The sequence below is a fragment of the Streptomyces sp. NPDC031554 genome (assembly GCF_055580685.1).
The window spans coordinates 218,530-238,572 of record NZ_JBVIKX010000007.1; the positions used below are offsets into that span (position 1 = coordinate 218,530).

Genomic DNA, 20,043 nt, shown 5'->3' on the forward strand with positions numbered 1-20,043 from the left:
GACGGGCTCCCCCCGCGGGTCCGGCCGCGCCGCGGTGTCCCTCACCCGGCCGCGGTGAGGCCCGCGGCCGTCGCCGCGCCGAGTTCCCAGCAGGCCTCCACGTCCGCCTTGCCGGGTTCCCCGGTGACGGTCACGGGTTCGGCGGTACGCCGCCAGCCGAGGCCGGTCGTGACGGCCTCGATGCCGCGCACGGCGCCCGTGACGTCGTTGCCGCCGTGCACGTAGTAGGCGAAGGGCCGGCCGCGGGTGGCGTCGAGGCAGGGGTAGTAGACCTGGTCGAAGAAGTGCTTGAGGGCGCCGGACATGTAGCCGAGGTTGGCCGGCGTGCCCAGCAGGTAGCCGTCGGCGGCCAGGACGTCGGAGGCGGTGGCGGCGAGGGCGGCCCGGCGGACGACGCGGACCCCCTCGATCTCCGGCGCCGTCGCGCCCCGGACGACCGCTTCGAGCATCGCCTGGCAGTTCGGCGAGGGCGTGTGGTGAACGATCAGCAAAGTGGCCACGGCATCGAACCCTGCCCGCTCGGGAGGCCCGCCGCAAGCGACGTCCGCACCGGGCGCCCCACCGGCCCTCGCACCGGGGCGACGGCCGCGGCGCCGACGCGATCCGGACGGGACCGTGCGGCCCCGGCGCGGCTGCCCCTCCCCCGCTTCGGCTCCCCCGTCCCGTCTCCCGTCGCGCCCCCGCCCCGTCCCGGGACGCGCGTGGGGCACGAGACGCACGAGACGGTCGGATTCCGCACCGCGTGCGATCAAAGGGCGGCACGCATCAGCACGTTCCGGTTCTCTCTGCGCCAGTCCCGGAAGCCGTCACCCTTCCCGGCGACCCCCTCCGTACGGTCGGAACACGAACGGGGCCGGAGGAGCCCGGTCCCGTGCAACCGGCAGGAGGACCGCCATGGCGAATGTGGAAATCTCCCTCAAGGAGACGATGACCTCGATCGAGGGGGCGCTGGGCGCGGCCGTCGTGGACTACACCAGCGGCATGGCCCTGGGCACCATGGGCGGCGGCAAGGACCTCGACCTGGCCGTCGCCGCCGCGGGCAACACCGACGTGATCCGGGCCAAGGTCCGCACGATGGAGCACCTCGGTCTGAAGGGCGAGATCGAGGACATCCTGATCACCCTCGGGAGCCAGTACCACCTCATCCGGCTGCTGAAGGGGCGGCAGGGCAGCGGACTGTTCCTCTACCTCGTCCTGGACCGCGAGCGGTCCAACCTGGCGATGGCGCGTCACCAGCTCAAGCGCATCGAGACGGACCTCGAGGTGTAGCCCATTTCGCGACCTGCGGCTTCGCACGCCCGTGAATTGAAAATTTCTTCATCTCGACACATCCACATCAGTGCATCACCGGGGCGTGCGGAGCCCGCAGTCACCAGGATCGTGACGGACGCAGGACCCCGAGAGCGGCAGGGAGCGAGCGATTGACCATGCAGGTCCCCCTCTACCAGGCCAAGGCCGAGTTCTTCCGCATGCTGGGGCACCCGGTGCGGATCAGGGTCCTCGAACTGCTTCAGGGCGGGCCCGTCGCCGTGCGGGACCTGCTCAGCGAGATCGAGATCGAACCGTCCAGCCTCTCCCAGCAGTTGGCCGTGCTGCGGCGGTCCGGGATCGTGGTGTCGATCCGGGAGGGCTCGACGGTCAGCTACGCGCTGGCCGGCGGCGACGTCGCCGAACTGCTCCGCGCGGCCCGCCGGATCCTGACCGAACTGCTGGCCGGGCGGAACGAGTTGCTCGCGGAGCTGCGGCAGTCGGATCCGTCGGCGGCGTCGGATCCGACGGCGCCCGCGGTTCCGGCGGCGTCATCGGGTCCGTCGGTCCCCTCGGCGCGGCCGCTGCCCGTTCCGCAGGGCGGCTCGCGGCTGCCCTGACGGCCGGCGGGGCCGAGCGGGACACCGAGCGCGCACCGCGTCTCCGGCCGCCGCGGCCTCGGTCGTACGGCGGCCGGAGACGCGGACCGGGCAGGCCGGGCGGGCGGGCTCGGGTCCTTCCCGCGTCCAGCGTTCCGGACGCGAGCCGGGCGGGCCGAGCGGCCTCGGATCTTTCCCGCGTCCCGGACGCGGGCCTCCGGACGTGGCCCGCCGTTCGCGTACGCCTCTGCGTACCGGGCGAGGTGGTGGTCCTCGCCGCGTGCACCAGCCGCGCCGAACGGCCGTGCGGGCCTCGAACGGACCGCACCCGAACGCCACCGCTCGCCACCCCTTCCGCCACGGAGGGACATCCACCAGCATGCATGTGCCGAGTCTGCGTGCGGCCGACGGCCGGGCCCCGGTGCCGGTGGCGCCCTCGCGCGCCGGCTCCGGGCGGACTCGGACGGAGTCGGACGGAGTCGGACGATGAGTCACGGTATGGGGGCGCGCGGCGTGGAGTGGCTGGCCGCCGCCTCGACGGACCCGCGGAACTGCAAGCGGGAGTGGGACCAGGGCCACGGCATCGCCCTGCTGGAGGCGGGCCGCTACTGGGACGTGCTGAGCGTGCCCGAGCGCCTGGGGCTGCTCACCCTGGACCTGCTGTGGCAGCCGTCGCTGCCGGTGCCGGGGCCGACCCTCGTGGACACCGCGGCCCACCGGATCGGCTTCTTCCTGCCGCCGGACCCGGCGAGCCGCTGGGTCGGCGAGGGGCTGCGGCAGGCGGGCCGGGGCTCCTGGGTCGCGGTGCCCCCGCCGTACCGCCCGGCCCGGTTCCTGGAGTGGCTGGTCCCGCCGGACGGATCGGGTGCGCTGCACTCCCCCGGCGCCCTGGAACTCGCGCTGCGGCAGGCCAACGGCACCATGGCCGTCCTCACCCCGCGGCACGGCGCGTAGCGCGTCACGGCCCCCGGACCGAGCCCGGCGCCGACCCCGTGAACGGGACCACGGCCGGGCTCCCGCCGGGCCGCCCCCGTGACGGGAGCCCGGCGGAGGACGTCCCCCGCGCGTCGGGCCGGGCGGGCACGGTCCGGCCGCGGACACGCCGCTCCGCGACGGGACGGGCGCGGAGCGGTACCGCGCAGCCAAGGGCCCCGCGGGGCGGGCGCGGAGGCGGCCGTGCGGTTCGCCGTCGACACCTTCGGCGGTCTGGACCTGGCCGTGAACAACGCGGGCATCGGCGGTCCGAGCGCGCCGACCGGCGAGTACGACATCGCGGCGTACGACCGGGTCGTGCGCACCGACCTCGACGGCGTCTTCTCCTCGATGCGTCACGAGCTGCCCGTCATCGAGGCGGCCGGCAAGGGCGGCGCCATCGTCGACGTGGCCTCCGTCCTCGGCTCGGTGGCCTTCGCCGGCTCGCCCGCCTACGTGGCCGCCAAGCACGGCGTGGTGGGCCTGACCAGGTCGGCCGCCGCCGAGTACGCTGCGAAGGGCATCCGCGTCAACGCGGTCGGCCCCGGCTTCATCGAGACGCCCCTGCTCGAGGGCATGGAACAGGCGGCCTACGACGGTCTCGTCGCCCTGCACCCGGCCGGCCGCCTCGGCCGCTCCGAGGAGGTCGCCGAGCTGATCGTCTTCCTGCTGTCCGACCGCGCCTCGTTCGTCGCGGGCGGCCACCACCTGGTCGACGGCGCCTACACGGCCGTCTGAACCCGGAACGACGCAACGACGGAACGACGGAACGACGGAACGACGGAAAACCGAAAAAGAGGAACGGCACAAGGAGTCAGGTCATGAAGGCACTTCAGTACCGCGCGATCGGCGCCCCTCCCGAGGTCGTCACCGTCCCCGACCCCGAACCGGGGCCCGGCCAGGTCCTGTTGAAGGTCACGGCGGCCGGGGTGTGCCACTCCGACATCGCGGTGATGAGCTGGCCCGCGGAGGGCTTCCCCTACGAGCTGCCCCTGACCCTCGGCCACGAGGGCGTCGGCACGGTCGCCGCGCTCGGCGCCGGGGTGAGCGGGGTGCGCGAGGGCGACGAGGTCGCCGTCTACGGGCCCTGGGGCTGCGGGACGTGCGTCAAGTGCGCGGAGGGCAAGGAGAACTACTGCCTGCGCGCCGACGCCCTCGGCATCCGGCCGCCCGGCCTGGGTTCGCCCGGCGCGATGGCGGAGTACCTGCTGGTGGACGACGTGCGCCACCTCGTGCCGCTGGCGGGCCTGGACCCGGTCGCGGCCGTGCCGCTGACGGACGCCGGACTCACGCCGTACCACGCGATCAAGCGGGCGCTGCCGCGGCTGGTGCCGGGGTCGACCGCGGTGGTCATCGGCGCCGGCGGACTCGGGCACGTCGCCGTGCAGCTGCTGCGCGCGCTGACGCCCGCACGGGTCGTCGCGCTGGACGTGAGCGAGGACAAGCTGCGTCTGGCGCGCGAAGTGGGCGCGCACGAGGCGGTGCTGTCGGACGCCGGGGCCGCCGACGCGGTGCGGGCACTCACCGGCGGCCTGGGCGCCGAGGCGGTCTTCGACTTCGTCGGCGCGGAGCCCACGGTGCGCACCGCGGGAGCCGTCGCGGCCGTGGAGGGCGAGGTGGCGATCGTCGGCATCGGCGGTGGCGCGCTGCCGGTCGGTTTCGGCAGCCTGCCCTTCGAGGTGTCGGTGCACGCGCCGTACTGGGGCAGCCGTGGCGAGCTGGCGGAGGTGCTGGCACTGGCCCGCGCGGGAGCGGTGTCGGTGCACACCGAGACGTTCTCCCTCGACGAGGCGCCGCTGGCGTACGAGCGGCTGCACGCCGGACGGATCGACGGCCGCGCGGTGATCCTGCCGAACGGCTGACCGGACGCACGGCAGCGACCGGTCACTCCGGGACAGGGCCAACCCCCTTGCACCGCAAGGCAATTCCGACAGTCGGCACAGAAGCGAACAGACAGCGGACACTTTCGGCGCGGAGTCTCGCTCGACCGTGCGAAATCGAACGATGACAGTGTGTACTGTGCTGCGGGTGCCCGGTCCGCGTCTCCCGGGTCCACCCCTGTCCCGCCCTTCCCCGAAACACCGACCCTCCCTGGAACCGAATCGATGATCGAATTACCGGACCTGGTGGCCGGCGGCCTCGCCGCCGGCACACTGTCCGCGCTCGCCCTCGGCGGCGGGCTGCTGCGGTTACGACGGCGACAGACCCGGCAGCGGGCGGAGATCGCCGCCCTGCGCACCCGGCTCGACGGTTCCCAGAGGGCGTTCACCGCCGAGGTCGAGCACCTCGCGGCCCACCGGGTGCCCGCCGCCGCCCGGCAGACGGCCCATCCGCACCTGGCGGTGCCCGGCCCGCTCCAGCCGCTGACGGCCGGCACCCCGCTCGGCATCGCCCTGGAGAACGTGCTCGCGGCGCTCCGGTCCGAGGTGACCGCCCAGCGCACCCGGGTGGACGCGGCCGCCCAGGCCGGGATGCGCGGCGCCACCCGGGAGATCCAGGCGGCCCTGTACCGGCTCCAGGACGCCCTGCGGCAACTCCAGCAGCGTTACGACGACCCCGAGTTGGCGCAGACCCTGTTCCAGCTCGACCACGAGAACGAGCAGTCGCTGCGGCGCGCCCAGGTCGCCGCGGTGGTGTGCGGGGCCTGGGTGGGGCTCGCCCGCGAGGAGTCGCACCTGGTGGACGCGGTCACCGGCGGCCAGGCGCGGCTCGCGGGCTACCAGCGGGTCGAGGTCCACAACCACCTGGAGCCCGGCACGGCCCTGGTCTCGCACGCCGTGGAGCCGGTCGCCATCATCGTCGCCGAACTCCTCGACAACGCGCTGCGGCACTCCGCGCCCGACACCGAGGTGGTGGTGAGCCTGGAGCACGTCCACCACGGGGTGTGCGTCACCGTCGACGACGCGGGCCTCGGCATGACCCGCGACGAACGCGACCGCGCCCAGCGGCTGGTGGCCGGCGACGCCCCCATCCTCCTGACCGACCTGGGCGACCCGCCGCGCATGGGCCTGGCCGCGATCGGCCGTCTCACCCGCCAGTTCGACCTGTCCGTCGACGTCTCGTCGGCCTCCCCCTACGGCGGGGTCCGCGCGGTCCTGCGGGTCGGCAGCCACCTGCTGAGCCGGCTCGACCCGGCGGACCGGCCCCCGGCCCCGAGTGCGCCGCGCACCACCCGCAGGTCCACCCCCGCCACCCCCGCCGCCTCCGCTCCGGCTCCCGCCCCGGCGCACGCCTACGGCACGGAGGACGCCGTACCGGACTCCCCCGGGCACCGCGCCCCCACGGACGAGGACGGGCTGCCGCGGCGGCGGCGCCGCACCCGCCCCGCGCCCGCCGTCCCCGCGCCCGGGCCGGCCGTGCCCGGGCCCGCGCGGCAGGCCCGGCGGCCGGAGGAGGCCGCGGCGGTGCTCGGCGCGCTCCAGACGGGCACCACGGCGGCGCGCGCCGGCGCCGCACCCGCGGGCGCCGCCCGGCCGACGGCCCGCGACACCGACCGCACCGACCGCACCGACCGCACCGACGACATCGACCACGAAGGGGGTGCGGCATGACCGGCCGCAACACGGGTGACACGGCATGGGTGCTGGAGCCGATCCTCCAGGTGCCGCACGTGGTGGCCGCCGTCATGCTGACCCGCGACGGGCTCGTGACGGGGTACACCGACGCGCTGTCGCAGCCGTCGGCGGAGCGGGTGGCCGCGATCACCAGCACCGTGCAGGGGGCGTGCCGGACCGCGGCGGCGGCGTTCGCCGACCGGGAGGGGGCCGAGGTGCGCCAGGTCGTCATCGAGTCCGACCACGGCTACGTGCTGATCGTGCCGACGGACCACGGCACCTGCGTCGCCGCGTACGGCGACGGCGAGGTGCGGCTGGACCTGCTGGCGCACCGGGTGCACTCGCAGGTGGCGCGACTGGGCGGGAAGGCCATGACGGCCGCGCCCCGGGGAGCCGACGACCGCACTCCGGCGTGACCGCTCGCCCGGCCGGCCGTCCCCTGGTTCCCGCGTACCTGTCGACCGGCGGGGTGGCCGGGCCCGGCCACCCGCGTCTGGAGCGGCTCTCGGTGCTCGCCCGCACCGGTGAGCATCCGCCGCCCGGCCTGCCCGCCGCCCAGCTCGCCCTGCTGGACGCCCTGGAGGAGGGCTCGCTGGCGGTGGTGGAGGCGGCGGCGCTGCTCCGGCTGCCGGTCTCCGCGGTCCGGGTGCTGGCGGCCGGGCTCGCCGACCGGGACCTGATCCACACCCGCGCGCCGATTCCGCCCGCCGACCGCTTCGACCCCGACCTGCTGAAGAGAGTGGCCGATGGCCTCCGCGCCCTCAAGCACGCCTGACCCCCGTCCCGCGGACCGCGCCGGAGAGGCGGGGCCCGGCGTCCCCGGCGCGGTCCACCAGCCCGACACCGCCCGTGACCTGGTGAAGATCCTGGTCGCCGGACCGTTCGGGGTGGGCAAGACGACCCTGATCGACTCGGTGTCCGAGATCCGCCCGCTGCACACCGAGGAACCCCTCAGCGAGGCGTCCGCGCAGGTGGACGACCTGGCCGGGACGCGGGACAAGGCCACGACGACCGTCGCCATCGACTTCGGCCGGATCAGCCTGCCCGGCGGGGTGGTCCTCTACCTCTTCGGCACCCCGGGACAGGAGCGGTTCCGGTCGCTGTGGGACGACATCGCCCACGGCGCGCTCGGCGCGCTCGTCCTGGTCGACAGCCGCCGGCTCGACGCGTCGTTCGGCGTGCTGGGCCTGGTGGAGGAGAGCGGACTGCCGTACGCCGTCGCCCTCAACGCGTTCCCGGACGCGCCCCTGCACCACGGCGAGGAGCGGCTGCGGCGCGCCCTGGACCTGGAGCCGTCCACCCCTTTGGTGACCTGCGACGCGCGGGACGCGGACTCCTCCGTCGACGCGCTGCTCGCGCTGGTCGACCATCTGATCGCCCGCGACCCGGCGGAGGCCCGGTGACCACCTATCCCCCGGACCGGCACGACTTCTCGCGTTCGGCTCCCGTGCGCCTGTGGGAGGACGGCTTCGCGTCGGACCCGCGGCGCCACTACGCCGCCCTGCGGGCCCAGGGCCCGATCGGCTGGGCGGAGTTGGCGCCCGGCGTGCCGGCGTACCTGGTCACGGACCGGCGGGCGGCGCTGGACGTGCTGCACGACGAGGAGACGTTCTCGCACGATCCGCGCGCCTGGGAGGGGACCGTCCCGGCGGACTCCCCGGTGCTCGGCATGATGCGGTGGCGGCCCAACGCCCTGTTCGCCGACGGCGCCGCGCACGTCCGCTACCGGACCACCCTCATCGACGTGTTCGACCTGGTGGAGCCGCACGACCTCCGGGCGCGGGTGCACCGTGCGGTGCGCCTGCTGGTGGACCGGATCGGTCCGCACGGCACGGCCGATCTCGTCGCGGACTTCTCGCGGCCGCTGATGGCGCTGGTCTTCAACGACCTGTTCGGGCTGCCGGACAGCGCCGGCGACCGGCTCGAGGCGGGTCTGGGCAAGATGATGGAGGGCGGTGCGCAGGCCGCCGAGGGCGAGGCGGAGTACGCCCGGTACGTCCTGGAGCTGATCGCGGCCAAGACCGGGCGGCCCGGCGACGACCTGCCCAGCCGGCTCCTCGGCCATCCCGCCGGACTCACCGGCGAGGAGGTCACCTGGCAGGTGTTCCTCACCCTCGGCGCCGGCTACGAGCCGACCGCGAACCTGCTGTCCAACACCCTGTCGCGGATCCTGGGCAACCCGCTCTACTACTCCACCCTCACCAGCGGCGCCCGCCCCGTCATGGACGCGGTGGTCGAGGTGCTGCACCACGAGACGCCCCTGGCCAACTACGGCATCTACTACGCGCGCCGGCCCGTCTCCTTCCACGGGGTGTGGCTGCGCGACGCCGTACCGGTGGTGGTGTCGTACGGGGCGCTCGGCCTCTTCGCCGAACGGGGAGCGGCAACGGACCGGCACCCCCACGACGCCTCGCACCTGTCGTGGGGCGCCGGACCGCACGCCTGTCCGGTGAAGCAGCACACGCTGCTGATCGTCACCGAGGCGATCGAGCGGCTCACCCAGTGGCTGCCCGACCTCGACCCGGTGCTGCCCCGCGAGCGGCTCTCCTGGCGGCCGGGCCCCTTCCATCGCTCCCTGACCGCGCTGCCCGTCCGCTTCAGCCCCCGCGCCACCGACCATCCGGGAGTTCCCTCGTGACCGTGACCGACCGCATCGTCCTCGACCCGTTCGGCTCCGACCCGCACGCCGAGAGCGCCCGGCTGCGCGCGCTCGGCCCGGTCGTGCCGATCGAACTGCCCGGCGGCATCCCCGCCTGGGCGCCCACGCGGTACGACACCCTCAGGGAGCTGATCCTCGACCCGCAGGTCAGCAAGGACCCGCGCCGGCACTGGCGGTTGTGGCCGGAACTGGGCGAACACCCCTCCTGGGGCTGGATCCTGGGCTGGGTCGGCGTGATCAACATGCTCTCCACCTACGGCGCCGACCACGCCCGGCTGCGGCGCCTGGTCGCGCCGAGCTTCACGCAGCGGCGCACCGAGTCGCTGCGGCGGCGGGTGGAGACGATCACGGCGGAGCTGCTGGACACCCTCGACCGGGGCGGGGACACGGTCGACCTCAAGGCCGCGTTCGCCCATCCCCTGCCGATGCGGATCATCTGCGAACTGTTCGGCGTGCCCGACGACATGCGCGAGGACCACGTCCGGCTGGTCGCCTCGATCATGGACACCACCGATCCCACCCCGGAGCACGCCGCGCGCGTCCAGGAGCGGATCGGCTCGGTCCTCGGCGGGCTCATCGCGTACAAGAGCGCGCACCCCGGCGACGACATGACCACCGAGCTGATCCGGGTGCGCGACGAGGAGGGCGACCGGCTCAGTGACGAGGAGCTGCTCTACACGCTGCTGCTGGTGATCGGCGCCGGGTTCGAGACGACCGTGAACCTCATCGGGAACGCCGTGGTGGCGCTGCTGGACGCGCCCGAACAGCTGGCGGCCGTGCGGCGCGGGGACGTCGGCTGGGACGCGGTGGTCGACGAGACCCTGCGGCTGCGCCCGTCGATCGCCACGCTGCCGCTGCGGTTCGCCGTCAGCGACCTGAAGGTGGGCGACGTGACGATCCCGGCCGGGGACGCCATCGTCACGACGTACGCGGCGGCCGGCGTGGACCCGGCGCACTACGGCGCGGACGCGGAGGTCTTCGACGCGGCGCGCCGGGCGGACGACCACCTGTCCTTCGGGATCGGCGTGCACCGGTGCATCGGCGCTCCGCTGGCCCGGATGGAGGCGCTCACCGCGCTGCCCGCCCTGTTCGACCGGTTCCCCGGGCTGCGGCTGGACACGGACGCCGGAAAGCTGGAGCAGGTGGCGTCGTTCATCGCGAGCGGCTGGCAGGAGATCCCGGTCCGGCTGCGCGGCTGACCGCGCTCGGGAGGGGGACGGCATCACGGCGGGGGCGGCATCGCGGGGGCGCGACCAGTCCCCCGTGCCGGTCGCGCCCCCGCGGCACGTCGAACCTACGTGCCGGGCGCGCCGCCTGTGAATCGTGCCGGTGCCCGCTCCCGGCGCCCGAGGGCTCACCTGTGCACAGGTGCGTCCGGATGGCCCGATTACGCCTGGTGGCGGTCGGGGTGCGGGGCGGCCTGCGGGTCGGCGTGCAGGCGGGGCGGGCCGAGGGCCCCGGTCGCGAGGTGGGCGAGAACGACCTCGTACAGGTCGCTGCCGGCGGCGAGGAGCCGGCGTTCGAGGACGGGTTCGGCGCCGCGGACGTGCTCGCGGACCGTCTGGGCGTGCACGCCGAGGAACTGGGCGGCCCGTTCGGCGTTGCCACCGGCGGCGATCCAGGCGCGCAGGGTCCCGCGCAGGTCGCGGCCGTCGGCGTCGAGGCGGGCGAGCAGGCCGTGGGCCCAGGTGCGCAGCGCGGGCCCGGTGAGCAGGTCGCCGAGGCGGGCGGGCGCGCCGGCACGGGGACGGCGGTCCTCGACCGGGCAGGCCTCGGTGTTCAGGGCGAGGTGCACGGCGGCGCGGACGGCCAGGTCGGAGAAGTCCGCGCCGAGGAGGTTCTCCACGCGTTCCATGCGCGCGCGGACGGTGTTGCGGCTGACGCCGAGCACCTTCGCCGCGCTGACGGCGGTGAACTCCAGCCCGAGCCGGGTGGTGGCGAGGAGTTCGGCGCGGGTGTGGTGGGCGAGGGTGTCGAGGGGGCGCAGCAGGCGGGTGGTCCAGGCGCCCAGCGCGGCGGGGTCCATCAGCCGCTCGGGGTGGGTGCGTTCGGCGTAGACGGCCGTCTTGTCGGGGCGGAAGCGGGCGACGGCGAGCGCGCTGACGGCCTGGCCGTAGGCAGCGGCGGTGTGGGCGAGGCTCTGGCGGGCGCTGCCGCCGAGGAAGGTGTCGCGCCGCCGGTGGCACAGGGCGCGCAGGTCGGCGCCCGCGGTGTCGCGCGGGGTCACCACGATGACGTGGGCGTCCTCGGCCGGGCAGCGCACGACCAGGCTCTGCTCACGGGTGGCCTCGATGCAGGCCTCGGCCAACCGGTCCCGGTCCGCGGGACGGCTCTCGACGACGTAGACGCACGCGGTGTCGGTGTCGAGGAGGCCGGGCCACAGGCCCGCGGCGACCCTGCGGGCCGCGCTCGTGTCCTCGACCATGAGCAGTTGGAGGATGGCCAGGCGCAGGTCGGAGGTGGCCCGCGCGAGGCGGTGTCCGGTGGCGGTGGTGCGCTGGGCGCGCAGCAGGAGTTCGAGGGCGGCGGCCGTGTGGGTGACGATGTCGGCGGCGCGCCGGTCGAAGGGCGCGGTCCGGGCGACGGCGAGCACTCCGGCCGCGGCGGGCGGCGGCAGTTCGACGCGGATCATCCGCAGGTGGCGGCCGTCGCCCTCCCAGGAGGCGGAGGCGAGACGGCCGGTGAGGATGTCCGTCACCAGGGCCTCGTCGAGCGGCGCGGGCGATCCCGCGAGGGGGGTGCCGTTCTCGTCGCGCAGGGAGACGGTCGCGTCGACGGTGGCGCCGAGCCAGCCGACGATCCTGGCGACGTCGCGTCCGGCGGGACGCAGGTGGTCCAGCAGTTCCTGCGCCCACGTCGAGTCGGCGTGGTCCGTCACCGCCGCACCCGTGGGGCGGTGCTCGTCGTCCCGGCCGGTCATGTCGGCGCACTCCTCGTCCCTCACGGCCCCCTGGGCCGAACCCGTCATATCGGTCGGGGACGTTACCTCACCGACGCCGGCACCGACCCGGACCGTGTCCGCCGCCGCCCACGGCCGGCCGGAGCGGGCCAGGTGGGACGCGGCCGGGCGGGACGCGGCCGGGGTGGTCCGGGCCGGGCGGGACGAAGCCGAGTGGGACGGACGAGGCAGGCCAGGGCGGGACGGGCCCGGGGTGCGGGACGGACGGGACGGACGGGACGGACGGGACGGACGGGACGGACGGGACGGACGGGACGGACGGGACGAAGCCGAGCAGGACAAGCGAGCCGGGCAGGCCGAACAGGGCGGGCGGGACGAGGCCTGGGGGCGGAACGGGGCCGGGCCGGGCAGGACGGGCCGGGCAGACGGGCCGGGCAGACGGGCCGGGCGGGGGCGCGCGCTCGCCCCCGCGCAGGGGTGACGCCCGGCGCGCGGGCGACGCGCCGCGATCCGCCCCGCCGGTACGGCACCGGGACGGATCGCGGCGTGTGCCGGTCGTGTCAGTGGGCGGAGGCGGAGGACCTGCCGCCCAGACCCGCGGCGGCCACCACCGCGCCGGCCAGGCACAGCAGGCCCGTGACCAGGGAGGCCGCGTGCAGGCCGTTCATGAAGGCCTGGCCACTGCCTTCGAGCACGGCCGCCCGCAGCTGCTCCGGCATGTCCGCGGAGACGGGGGCGACGCCCATGGCGACCGCGTCCTCGGCCTCGCCGAGCCGGGCCGCCGTGGCCGCGGGGACTCCGGCCCGGGTGAGTTCGCCGCCGAGCGTGGCGCCGACCTCGGCGCTGATCACGGAGACCAGGACGGAGGTGCCGAGGGCGCCGCCGATCTGGAGCGTGGTGGCCTGCAGGCCGCCCGCGACCCCGCCGTCCCGGACCGGGGCGTTGCCGACGATGGCGTCCGAGGAGGCGGCCAGCACCATGCCGACGCCGAGGCCGAGCGCGACGAACGGCGGCCACATGGTGGCGTAGGAGGAGTCCGTGGACCAGGTGAGCAGGCCGAAGCAGGCGGCGGCCTGGAGGGTCATGCCCAGCGGCATGCAGAAGCGGGCGCCGAAGCGGCCGGTGAGGGCCGCGCCGAGCGGGGAGGCGACCAGCGAGGCGAGGCTGAGCGGGAGGGTGCGCACACCGGCCTCGACGGGGGTGTGACCGCGCACGTTCTGCAGGTACAGCATGATGAAGAAGATCGCGCCGAGCAGCACGAAGAAGTTGAGCGCGGTGATGACCGCGCCGACGGTCAGCGAGCGGCTGCGGAACAGCCGCATCGGCAGCAGCGGGTGCTCGACGCGGGTCTCGTACCAGCCGAAGACGGCGAGGAGGAGGAGCCCGGCGAGGAGGGCGCCCCAGGTGCCCGGAGAGGTCCAGCCCCAGGTCTCCCCCTTGACGACGCCGAGGACGAGGACGATCAGGCCGACGGCGAGCAGCAGGACGCCGGGGACGTCGAAGCGGTGGTGTCCGGTGGAGTTCCGCGACTGCGGCAGCACGAGGGCGCTGAAGGCGAACGCCACGACACCGATGGGCAGGTTGACGTAGAAGACCGACTCCCAGCTGACGTGCTCGACGAGCAGGCCGCCCACGATCGGGCCGAGGGCGGTGGAGACGGCGGAGACCATGGCCCAGATGCCGACGGCCATGCCGAACTTCTTCGGCGGGAACACCGCCCGCAGCAGCCCCAGGGTGTTGGGCATGAGCAGGCCGCCGAAGACGCCCTGGAGGGCGCGGAAGACGATCACGCCGGTGATGGAGCCGGACAGTCCGATGGCGACCGAGGAGACGGCGAAGCCGGCGACGCCGACGAGGTAGAAGGTGCGCCGGCCGAAGCGGTCGCCGAGTTTGCCGCCGAGGATCAGGGTGGCGGCCAGGGCCAGCAGGTAGGAGTTGGTGACCCACTGGAGGTCGGCGGTGGAGGCCTGGAGGTCGCGGCCGATCTCGGGGTTGGCGATGGCGACGACGGACGCGTCCAGCTGGACCATGAACAGGCCGAAGGCGACCGCGCAGAGGGTGAGCCAGGGGTTGGAGCGGAAGCGGCCGGTGGCCGACGGCGGCGCGGCGGCGCGCGCGGGCGCGCCGGAGTGATCCACGGTGGTGGACGGCATGGAGGAGCCTTCTCTGTGTACGGGGATGGTGTGACGGGGTTCCGCGCAGGGGTGGGTGCGGGTTCGCCGAGGAAGCCGAGGAAAGGGGCGGCACCCGCCGGGGACGCGGACCGGCGGCGCCGAGGGCGCCCGGACGCCCACGGTGCGGCGGCCTCGGACGACGGTGACCACGGACGACGGTGACCACGGGTGGCGGTGACCACGGGTGACGGCGGCCTTGGACGGCGGCGCTCCGCGGGACGCGGCGCCGGAGGCCCCGGGCACCGCGTGCCCGGCCGGGAACAGGCCGAGGCGGCCTGTCCCGGTTCAGTGCGCGGCGGCGTGCAGGTGGCGCGTCAGGGAGACGAGGGCGCCGATCGCGGAGCCGAGGGCGTCCAGCTCGCCGTCGGTGAGGGAGAGCAGGGCCTCGGAGAGGTAACCGGTCTCCAGGTCGCGGACCTCGGCGAGGCGCCGCCGGGAGGTCGCCGTCGGATACAGGCGGGCGACCCGTTTGTCGGTGCTGTCCCGGCGGCGCTCCAGCAGGCCCCCCTCCGTCATCTGGGAGACCAGGGCGCTGACGTTGTTGGGCTTCATCAGCAGGGCGTCGGCGGCCTCGCGCACGGTGGCGCCCTCCTGCTGCGCGACGAACCTCAGCAGCAGGAGCTGTCCCTCGGGCGGCTTGGGGTGCGGGTAGGCGGAAGCCACCCGGCGGTCCAGGGCCCGGTGCAGCGCAGGGAGGCAGGCCGCCAGCCCGGAGGCCGTACGGTCGGTGCCCCCGGAGGGCGCGCTGGTGTCGGACATGACAGAAAGGATAGGTATCCCTTCATACCTATGTCAAAAAAGGCCGCTCTCCCTCCGCACGGCATAAGCTCCCCCAATGGCGAAGTACTACGACGTTCACCCCGACAACCCGCAGCCGCGCACCATCGCCCAGGTCGCGGCGGCCATCCGGGCGGACGCGCTGATCGCGTACCCGACGGACTCCTGCTACGCGCTCGGCTGCCGGATCGGCAGCCGGAACGGCGTCGACCGGATCCGGGCCGTCCGCGAACTGGACGACAAGCACCACTTCACCCTGGTCTGCCAGGACTTCGCGCAGCTCGGACAGTTCGTGCACGTCGACAACGACGTGTTCCGCGCGGTCAAGGCCTCGACGCCCGGCAGCTACACCTTCATCCTCCCGGCGACGAAGGAGGTGCCCCGCATGCTCCAGCACCCGAAGAAGAAGACGGTGGGCGTGCGCATCCCCGACCACGTCGTCACCCAGGCGCTGCTGGCCGAACTCGGCGAGCCCCTGCTGTCCAGCACGCTGCTGCTGCCGGGCGAGGAGGAGCCGATGACCCAGGGCTGGGAGATCAAGGACCGGCTCGACCACTCCGTGGACGGGGTGGTCGACTCCGGGGACTGCGGCACCGAGCCGACCACGGTCATCGACTTCTCGAGCGGCGAGGCGGAGATCGTCCGGTACGGGGCGGGCGACGCCTCCCGCTTCGAGTAGGACCGTCACCGGCCGGGGACGGGGGCGGGAGCGGGTCCCGACGCGGCCGATTTCGATGGCCCATGCAACGACAACGACGGACCGGCGGATCGGCGGGCCACCCGCCGCCGACCACCTACCGTCGACCACCCGCCGTCGACCACCGCCGACCTCCGACCGTCCGCCGCACACACAGAGAGGCACCCCCGCATGCCCCCCGTACAGGGAACAGCCGTGGACGTCCCCACCGAGGACGGCGTCGCGGACGCCTATCTCTCCCGTCCCGCCGACGGCGCGCCCCGTCCGGGCGTCCTGCTGTACCAGGACGCGTTCGGGCTGCGGCCCCACCTGCGGGCGATGGCCGACCGGCTGGCCGGGGCCGGGTACACGGTGCTGGTGCCGAACGTCTTCCACCGCCACGGGCGCAGCCCCGTCGTGGAGATACCCGACTTCATCGACCCGCCGGCCCGCCCGGAGATCTTCGAGAAGCTGGGCCCGGTGATCAGGTCCCTGACCGACGAGCTGGCGATGCGGGACGCCGGCGCGTACCTGCGCTGGATGGCGGAGAGCCCGCTGGTCACCGCGGGGCCGGTGGCGGTGACCGGGTACTGCATGGGCGCCCGGCTCTCCCTGCTGACCGCGGGCACCCATCCCGAGCGGGTCGCGGCGGCGGCCGGGTTCCACGGCGGACGCCTGGCGACCGAGGAGCCGGACAGTCCGCACCTGACGGCCGGCCGGATCACCGCCGAGCTGTACTTCGGCCACGCCGACCAGGACGCCTCGCTCCCGCCCGAGCAGCAGGAGCGGCTGGAGAAGGCCCTGACGGCGGCCGGTGTCCGCCACCGCTGCGAGGTCTACGAGGGCGCACGCCACGGCTTCACCCAGGCCGACACCGCCGCCTACCAGGAGGCGGCCTCCGAGCGGCACTGGGCGGCCCTGCTGGACCTGCTGGAGCGCACCTTCTGACTCCGGCGGGAGCCGGAAGGCGTCACGGAGGGGCTCCGGCACGGCTCCGGCCGGGCGCCCGCGGCGAGGACACCGCGGGCGCCCCTCCGTGCGGGTCTCGTGGACGTCCCGTACGCGGTTATTGACATGCTCACATCCTGATGCGACCTTGAGAGCGCTCTCAACAGGTACGGACCAACCCCACAGGCCTACCCCCACAGGCCTACCCGCACGGAGGTGGAGAGTGCTGCGCACCCTCAGGTCCCGGCTGGCGGCGGCGGCAGGAGCCGCCGCGCTCGTCGGCACGTTGCTCACCCTGGGACCACCGGCCCAGGCCGCCGTTCCCACCACGATCCCGCTCAAGATCACCAACAACTCGGGGCGGGGCGAACCCCTCTACGTCTACAACCTCGGCACCCTCCTGACGACGGGTCAGCAGGGCTGGGCCGACGCGAACGGCACCTTCCACCCGTGGCCCGCCGGCGGCAACCCGCCCACACCGGCGCCGGACGCCTCGATCACGGGCCCGGCGGCCGGGAGGTCGACGACCGTCCGGATCCCGAAGTTCTCCGGCCGCATCTACTTCTCGTACGGCCAGAAGCTGGTGTTCAAGCTGACCACGGGCGGGCTCGTGCAGCCGGCCGTGCAGAATCCGGGCGACCCCAACCGGAACATCCTGTTCAACTGGTCGGAGTACACGCTCAACGACGCGGGGCTGTGGCTCAACAGCACCCAGGTCGACATGTTCTCCGCGCCCTACTCGGTCGGCGTGCAGCGCGCCGACGGGAGCACGGTGACCACCGGCCGCCTCAAGGCGGGCGGCTACAACGGCTTCTTCGACGCCCTGCGCGGACAGGCCGGCGGCTGGGCGAACCTGATCCAGACCCGTTCCGACGGCACCGTCCTGCGGGCGCTGTCCCCGCTGTACGGCGTCGAGACCGGGGCGCTGCCCCGTACCGTGCTGGACGACTACATCAACCGCGTCTGGCAGAAGTACACGGCCTCGACGCTGACGGTGACGCCGTTCGCGGACCAGCCGGGCACGAAGTACTACGGCCGGGTCTCCGGCGGCGTCATGAACTTCACCAACGGTTCGGGCGCCGTCGTCACCAGCTTCCAGAAGCCCGACGCGGACAGCGTGTTCGGCTGCCACCGCCTGCTGGACGCCCCCAACGACGCCGTGCGCGGGCCGATCTCCCGCACCCTGTGCGCCGGGTTCCACCGGTCCACCCTGCTGGTCAACCCGAACCAGCCGGACACCACCTCGGCGGCCTTCTACCAGGACGCGGTGACCGATCACTACGCCCGCGCGATCCACGCGCGGACGGCCGACGGGAAGGCGTACGCGTTCGCCTTCGACGACGTCGGCCGTCACGAGTCGCTCGTGCACGACGGGTCGCCGCTCCAGGCCTACCTGACGCTCGACCCGCTGAGCTGAGGAGGGCGGACGTCCCGCACGCGCGGAAACCCACGTGCGGGACGTCTCCCCCCGGGGCGAGAGGCCGGTCAGCCGGTCGTGAGGGCGGTGTCGTCCACGACGAAGCCGGTCTGGAGGGAGGAGTCCCCGGCGCCCGTGAACTTCAGGGCGACGGTGGGCGCCGCGTCGAGGGCCTGGAGCACGTGTACGACTCCCCCGGCCGGGCCGAGTTCGGCCTGGACGGCCCGGCGTACCGCCTCACGGCCTTCGGCGGCGGCACGCCGGGCAGCCTGACGGTGCTGTTCACGGACGCGACCTCGGGGGTGACGACGTACGCCGCCGACCGCTCCCTCCGGCTCGCCGCGCCGGACGGCGAGGGCCGGGTGACGCCGGACTTCAACCGGGCCGGCAACCTGCCCTGCGCCTACACGGATCTGGCCACCTGCCCGCTGCCGCCCGGCCGGGAACCGGCTGCCGGTCGCGATCGAGGCGGGCGAGCGGATCCCGCTCGAGCGGGGCGGGCGGAACCGGATCCGCTCCCCGGTCACCCTCCCCGCCGCCCCGGCCCGGAGCGTTGTTACGGTGCACCGGTGCCCGACTCCTCACGTGACACCGCCGAAGGCGCCGGCTGGGGCGCCGAAGACCCCGGTACCTACCGGCAGTTGATGCCCGCCGAGGTCCGCAGGATCTCGTGGCTGGACCCCAGGACGCTGTGGGCCGCGCGCAACGGCGTCCTGGCGTCCTGGTTCGGGGACCCCACCGGCCGTACGCGCGGCCGGTGGGTGGCCCAGCGGGCGGCGGCCGGGGCGCCGGCGGACAAGGTGATCCGGCGCCCGGACCCCGACCGCTTCTCCTTCCTGGTGATCGGCGACACGGGCGAGGGCGACGACCCGCAGTACGCCGTCGTCCCCGGTTTCCTGAAAGTGGGCCGGGACACCGACTTCGCCGTCCTGGCCAGCGACGTCATCTACCCCGTGGGCGGCGCGGACGGCTACGCCGGCAAGTTCTTCCGCCCGTACCGCGACTACCGGGCGCCGATCTACGCGATACCCGGCAACCACGACTGGTACGAGGACCTCGGTGCCTTCATGCGGGTCTTCTGCGGCGACGCCCCGCCGCTGCCCGGGGAACCCGCGCCCCGGCCGTTCGGCCGGGCCTGGCTGCGTTCCCTGCTGTGGCACCGCCCGCGCCACGACGGCGGCGAACAGCTCTCCCGGGCGAGGGAGTTGCGGAGCCACCCGGCCCAACAGGCCGTGCAGCCCGGCCCGTACTGGGCGATCGACTCCGGGCCGGTGCGGATCATCGGCCTCGACACCGGCCTGCTGGGCACCCTGGACGCCGAACAGGGCGCCTGGCTGCGGGAGACGGCGCGCGGGCCGCGTCCGAAGATCCTGATCACCGGCTCGCCGCTGTACGTGGACGGCGCGCACCACCCCTGCCCGATCGAGGGCGGCGGCACGGTCGACGAGATCGTGCGCGATCCCGCGCACCGGTTCGTCGCGGCGATCGGCGGCGACATCCACAACTACCAGCGCTATCCGGTGCCGCTGGCGGACGGCCGCACGCTCCAGTACGTCGTCGCGGGCGGCGGCGGCGCGTTCATGCACGCCACGCACACCATCCCGCGGGTCGCCGTGGGCGGGGTCACGGAGGCGGACTTCCGCTGCTATCCGCTGCGCGGCGACTCCCTCGCCTTCTACAGCCGCCTGTACGGCCGACGGCTGCGGCTGCGGCGGCTGTTCAGGATCACCGAGGCCGAGGCGACCGCGGTGATCGCCGAGCGGCTGGGCATTCCGCCGACCCGGGTTCCGGGCGGTCCGGTGCGGATCACCCGGCGGATCCGGCTGGTCGCCACCCTGCTGGGCACCGCCCGCCGGCCGGACCGCGGAGCACGGTTCCGGCTGCCCGTGCGCAAGATCTACACCTCGCTGTTCTCACCGGGTTCGGCGACGTACAGCCCGCCGTTCTTCAAGTGCTTCCTGCGTCTGGACGTGAGCCCCGAGAGCGTGCGGCTGCGGTGTTTCGCGGCCACCGGCAACCGCGCGCAGGAGCTGGACCCGCCGGTCGAGGACGAGGTCGTCATCCCGCTGACCTGACCCTTCGCTGCGACAATCGCCTGAGCACGGCGGGTACGCGGTGCC

19 protein-coding genes and 1 pseudogene are annotated in these 20,043 nt (G+C 74.5%); 16 read left to right on the plus strand and 4 right to left on the minus strand.

The features are described from left to right. Positions 1-41: 41 nt before the first annotated feature. Complete coding sequence (locus tag ACZ5FU_RS20220) at positions 42-500, minus strand: flavodoxin family protein (RefSeq protein WP_451528609.1); 459 nt, start codon at positions 498-500, stop codon at positions 42-44. Positions 501-894: 394 nt separating this feature from the next. Here ACZ5FU_RS20220 and ACZ5FU_RS20225 point away from each other — a divergent pair, with 394 nt between their 5' ends. From ACZ5FU_RS20225 to ACZ5FU_RS20275, 11 genes are all read left to right on the plus strand, one after another. Continuing rightward, positions 895-1,269, plus strand: a complete 375-nt coding sequence (locus ACZ5FU_RS20225) for a roadblock/LC7 domain-containing protein (protein ID WP_451528610.1) — start codon at positions 895-897, stop codon at positions 1,267-1,269. Positions 1,270-1,427: 158 nt separating this feature from the next. Further along, positions 1,428-1,868 (plus strand): ArsR/SmtB family transcription factor, encoded by a 441-nt coding sequence (locus ACZ5FU_RS20230; protein ID WP_469046143.1) that lies wholly within the window; start codon positions 1,428-1,430, stop codon positions 1,866-1,868. A gap of 465 nt (positions 1,869-2,333) precedes the next feature. Next, a complete protein-coding gene (locus ACZ5FU_RS20235; protein ID WP_468646738.1) occupies positions 2,334-2,801 on the plus strand; it encodes a hypothetical protein in 468 nt (155 codons plus the stop codon). Positions 2,802-2,879: 78 nt separating this feature from the next. Further along, positions 2,880-3,557, plus strand: a complete 678-nt coding sequence (locus ACZ5FU_RS20240) for an SDR family NAD(P)-dependent oxidoreductase (RefSeq protein ID WP_468838195.1) — start codon at positions 2,880-2,882, stop codon at positions 3,555-3,557. Positions 3,558-3,640: 83 nt separating this feature from the next. Beyond that, on the plus strand, positions 3,641-4,681 hold the full coding sequence (locus ACZ5FU_RS20245) for an NAD(P)-dependent alcohol dehydrogenase (RefSeq protein ID WP_468838198.1): 1,041 nt from the start codon (positions 3,641-3,643) through the stop codon (positions 4,679-4,681). 243 nt (positions 4,682-4,924) lie between these two features. Continuing rightward, entirely contained in the window at positions 4,925-6,370 is a 1,446-nt protein-coding gene (locus tag ACZ5FU_RS20250) for an ATP-binding protein (protein ID WP_468646741.1), read from the plus strand. After that, positions 6,367-6,789, plus strand: a complete 423-nt coding sequence (locus ACZ5FU_RS20255) for a roadblock/LC7 domain-containing protein (RefSeq protein ID WP_468646742.1) — start codon at positions 6,367-6,369, stop codon at positions 6,787-6,789. The genes ACZ5FU_RS20250 and ACZ5FU_RS20255 overlap by 4 nt, the downstream gene beginning before the upstream one ends. Continuing rightward, complete coding sequence (locus ACZ5FU_RS20260) at positions 6,786-7,148, plus strand: DUF742 domain-containing protein (RefSeq protein ID WP_451528616.1); 363 nt, start codon at positions 6,786-6,788, stop codon at positions 7,146-7,148. The genes ACZ5FU_RS20255 and ACZ5FU_RS20260 overlap by 4 nt, the downstream gene beginning before the upstream one ends. Beyond that, positions 7,120-7,776 carry a GTP-binding protein gene (locus ACZ5FU_RS20265; RefSeq protein WP_451528617.1) on the plus strand — a complete coding sequence of 219 codons (657 nt, stop codon included), beginning with the start codon at positions 7,120-7,122 and terminating at the stop codon, positions 7,774-7,776. Before ACZ5FU_RS20260 ends, ACZ5FU_RS20265 begins: the two co-directional genes overlap by 29 nt. Continuing rightward, a complete protein-coding gene (locus ACZ5FU_RS20270; protein WP_451779811.1) occupies positions 7,773-9,011 on the plus strand; it encodes a cytochrome P450 family protein in 1,239 nt (412 codons plus the stop codon). Before ACZ5FU_RS20265 ends, ACZ5FU_RS20270 begins: the two co-directional genes overlap by 4 nt. After that, complete coding sequence (locus tag ACZ5FU_RS20275) at positions 9,008-10,231, plus strand: cytochrome P450 family protein (protein WP_468646743.1); 1,224 nt, start codon at positions 9,008-9,010, stop codon at positions 10,229-10,231. Before ACZ5FU_RS20270 ends, ACZ5FU_RS20275 begins: the two co-directional genes overlap by 4 nt. A 188-nt stretch (positions 10,232-10,419) precedes the next feature. Here the strand turns inward: ACZ5FU_RS20275 and ACZ5FU_RS20280 are convergent, their stop codons facing one another. The 3 genes from ACZ5FU_RS20280 to ACZ5FU_RS20290 form a co-directional block, all read right to left on the minus strand. Beyond that, on the minus strand, positions 10,420-11,952 hold the full coding sequence (locus ACZ5FU_RS20280) for a helix-turn-helix domain-containing protein (RefSeq protein WP_451528620.1): 1,533 nt from the start codon (positions 11,950-11,952) through the stop codon (positions 10,420-10,422). A gap of 539 nt (positions 11,953-12,491) precedes the next feature. Then, the gene (locus ACZ5FU_RS20285) at positions 12,492-14,084 is read right to left on the minus strand and encodes an MFS transporter (protein ID WP_451779808.1); all 1,593 of its coding nucleotides are present in this window, start codon (positions 14,082-14,084) and stop codon (positions 12,492-12,494) included. 306 nt (positions 14,085-14,390) lie between these two features. Further along, positions 14,391-14,864 (minus strand): MarR family winged helix-turn-helix transcriptional regulator, encoded by a 474-nt coding sequence (locus ACZ5FU_RS20290; protein ID WP_468646745.1) that lies wholly within the window; start codon positions 14,862-14,864, stop codon positions 14,391-14,393. Between the two features lie 76 nt (positions 14,865-14,940). On the opposite strand from ACZ5FU_RS20290, the gene ACZ5FU_RS20295 reads away from it, so the two are divergent. The 5 genes and pseudogenes from ACZ5FU_RS20295 to ACZ5FU_RS20315 all read left to right on the plus strand — a co-directional run bounded on the left by ACZ5FU_RS20295 (position 14,941) and on the right by ACZ5FU_RS20315 (position 19,998). Further along, positions 14,941-15,561, plus strand: coding sequence for an L-threonylcarbamoyladenylate synthase (locus ACZ5FU_RS20295; protein WP_451528623.1), 621 nt, complete (start codon positions 14,941-14,943; stop codon positions 15,559-15,561). Positions 15,562-15,750: 189 nt separating this feature from the next. Next, positions 15,751-16,506: a dienelactone hydrolase family protein gene (locus tag ACZ5FU_RS20300; RefSeq protein ID WP_468838206.1), complete on the plus strand. Its 756-nt coding sequence runs from the start codon at positions 15,751-15,753 to the stop codon at positions 16,504-16,506. 223 nt (positions 16,507-16,729) lie between these two features. Next, entirely contained in the window at positions 16,730-17,923 is a 1,194-nt protein-coding gene (locus ACZ5FU_RS20305) for a glycoside hydrolase family 64 protein (RefSeq protein ID WP_468646747.1), read from the plus strand. A gap of 155 nt (positions 17,924-18,078) precedes the next feature. Further along, positions 18,079-18,424: pseudogene (locus tag ACZ5FU_RS20310) on the plus strand (DUF1684 domain-containing protein); the annotation flags it as partial. Positions 18,425-18,492: 68 nt separating this feature from the next. Next, a complete protein-coding gene (locus tag ACZ5FU_RS20315; protein ID WP_451528626.1) occupies positions 18,493-19,998 on the plus strand; it encodes a metallophosphoesterase family protein in 1,506 nt (501 codons plus the stop codon). The last annotated feature ends 45 nt before the right edge of the window (positions 19,999-20,043 follow it).

Bases quoted from the DNA above. Each gene is read 5' to 3' on its own strand.
- ACZ5FU_RS20255 (WP_468646742.1), top strand. From the start codon at position 6,367: ATGACCGGCCGCAACACGGGTGACACGGCATGGGTGCTGGAGCCGATC.
- ACZ5FU_RS20250 (WP_468646741.1), top strand. From the start codon at position 4,925: ATGATCGAATTACCGGACCTGGTGGCCGGCGGCCTCGCCGCCGGCACA.
- ACZ5FU_RS20245 (WP_468838198.1), top strand. From the start codon at position 3,641: ATGAAGGCACTTCAGTACCGCGCGATCGGCGCCCCTCCCGAGGTCGTC.
- ACZ5FU_RS20300 (WP_468838206.1), top strand. From the start codon at position 15,751: ATGCCCCCCGTACAGGGAACAGCCGTGGACGTCCCCACCGAGGACGGC.
- ACZ5FU_RS20285 (WP_451779808.1), bottom strand. From the start codon at position 14,084: ATGCCGTCCACCACCGTGGATCACTCCGGCGCGCCCGCGCGCGCCGCC.
- ACZ5FU_RS20225 (WP_451528610.1), top strand. From the start codon at position 895: ATGGCGAATGTGGAAATCTCCCTCAAGGAGACGATGACCTCGATCGAG.
- ACZ5FU_RS20235 (WP_468646738.1), top strand. From the start codon at position 2,334: ATGAGTCACGGTATGGGGGCGCGCGGCGTGGAGTGGCTGGCCGCCGCC.
- ACZ5FU_RS20290 (WP_468646745.1), bottom strand. From the start codon at position 14,864: ATGTCCGACACCAGCGCGCCCTCCGGGGGCACCGACCGTACGGCCTCC.
- ACZ5FU_RS20280 (WP_451528620.1), bottom strand. From the start codon at position 11,952: ATGACCGGCCGGGACGACGAGCACCGCCCCACGGGTGCGGCGGTGACG.
- ACZ5FU_RS20230 (WP_469046143.1), top strand. From the start codon at position 1,428: ATGCAGGTCCCCCTCTACCAGGCCAAGGCCGAGTTCTTCCGCATGCTG.
- ACZ5FU_RS20295 (WP_451528623.1), top strand. From the start codon at position 14,941: ATGGCGAAGTACTACGACGTTCACCCCGACAACCCGCAGCCGCGCACC.
- ACZ5FU_RS20265 (WP_451528617.1), top strand. From the start codon at position 7,120: ATGGCCTCCGCGCCCTCAAGCACGCCTGACCCCCGTCCCGCGGACCGC.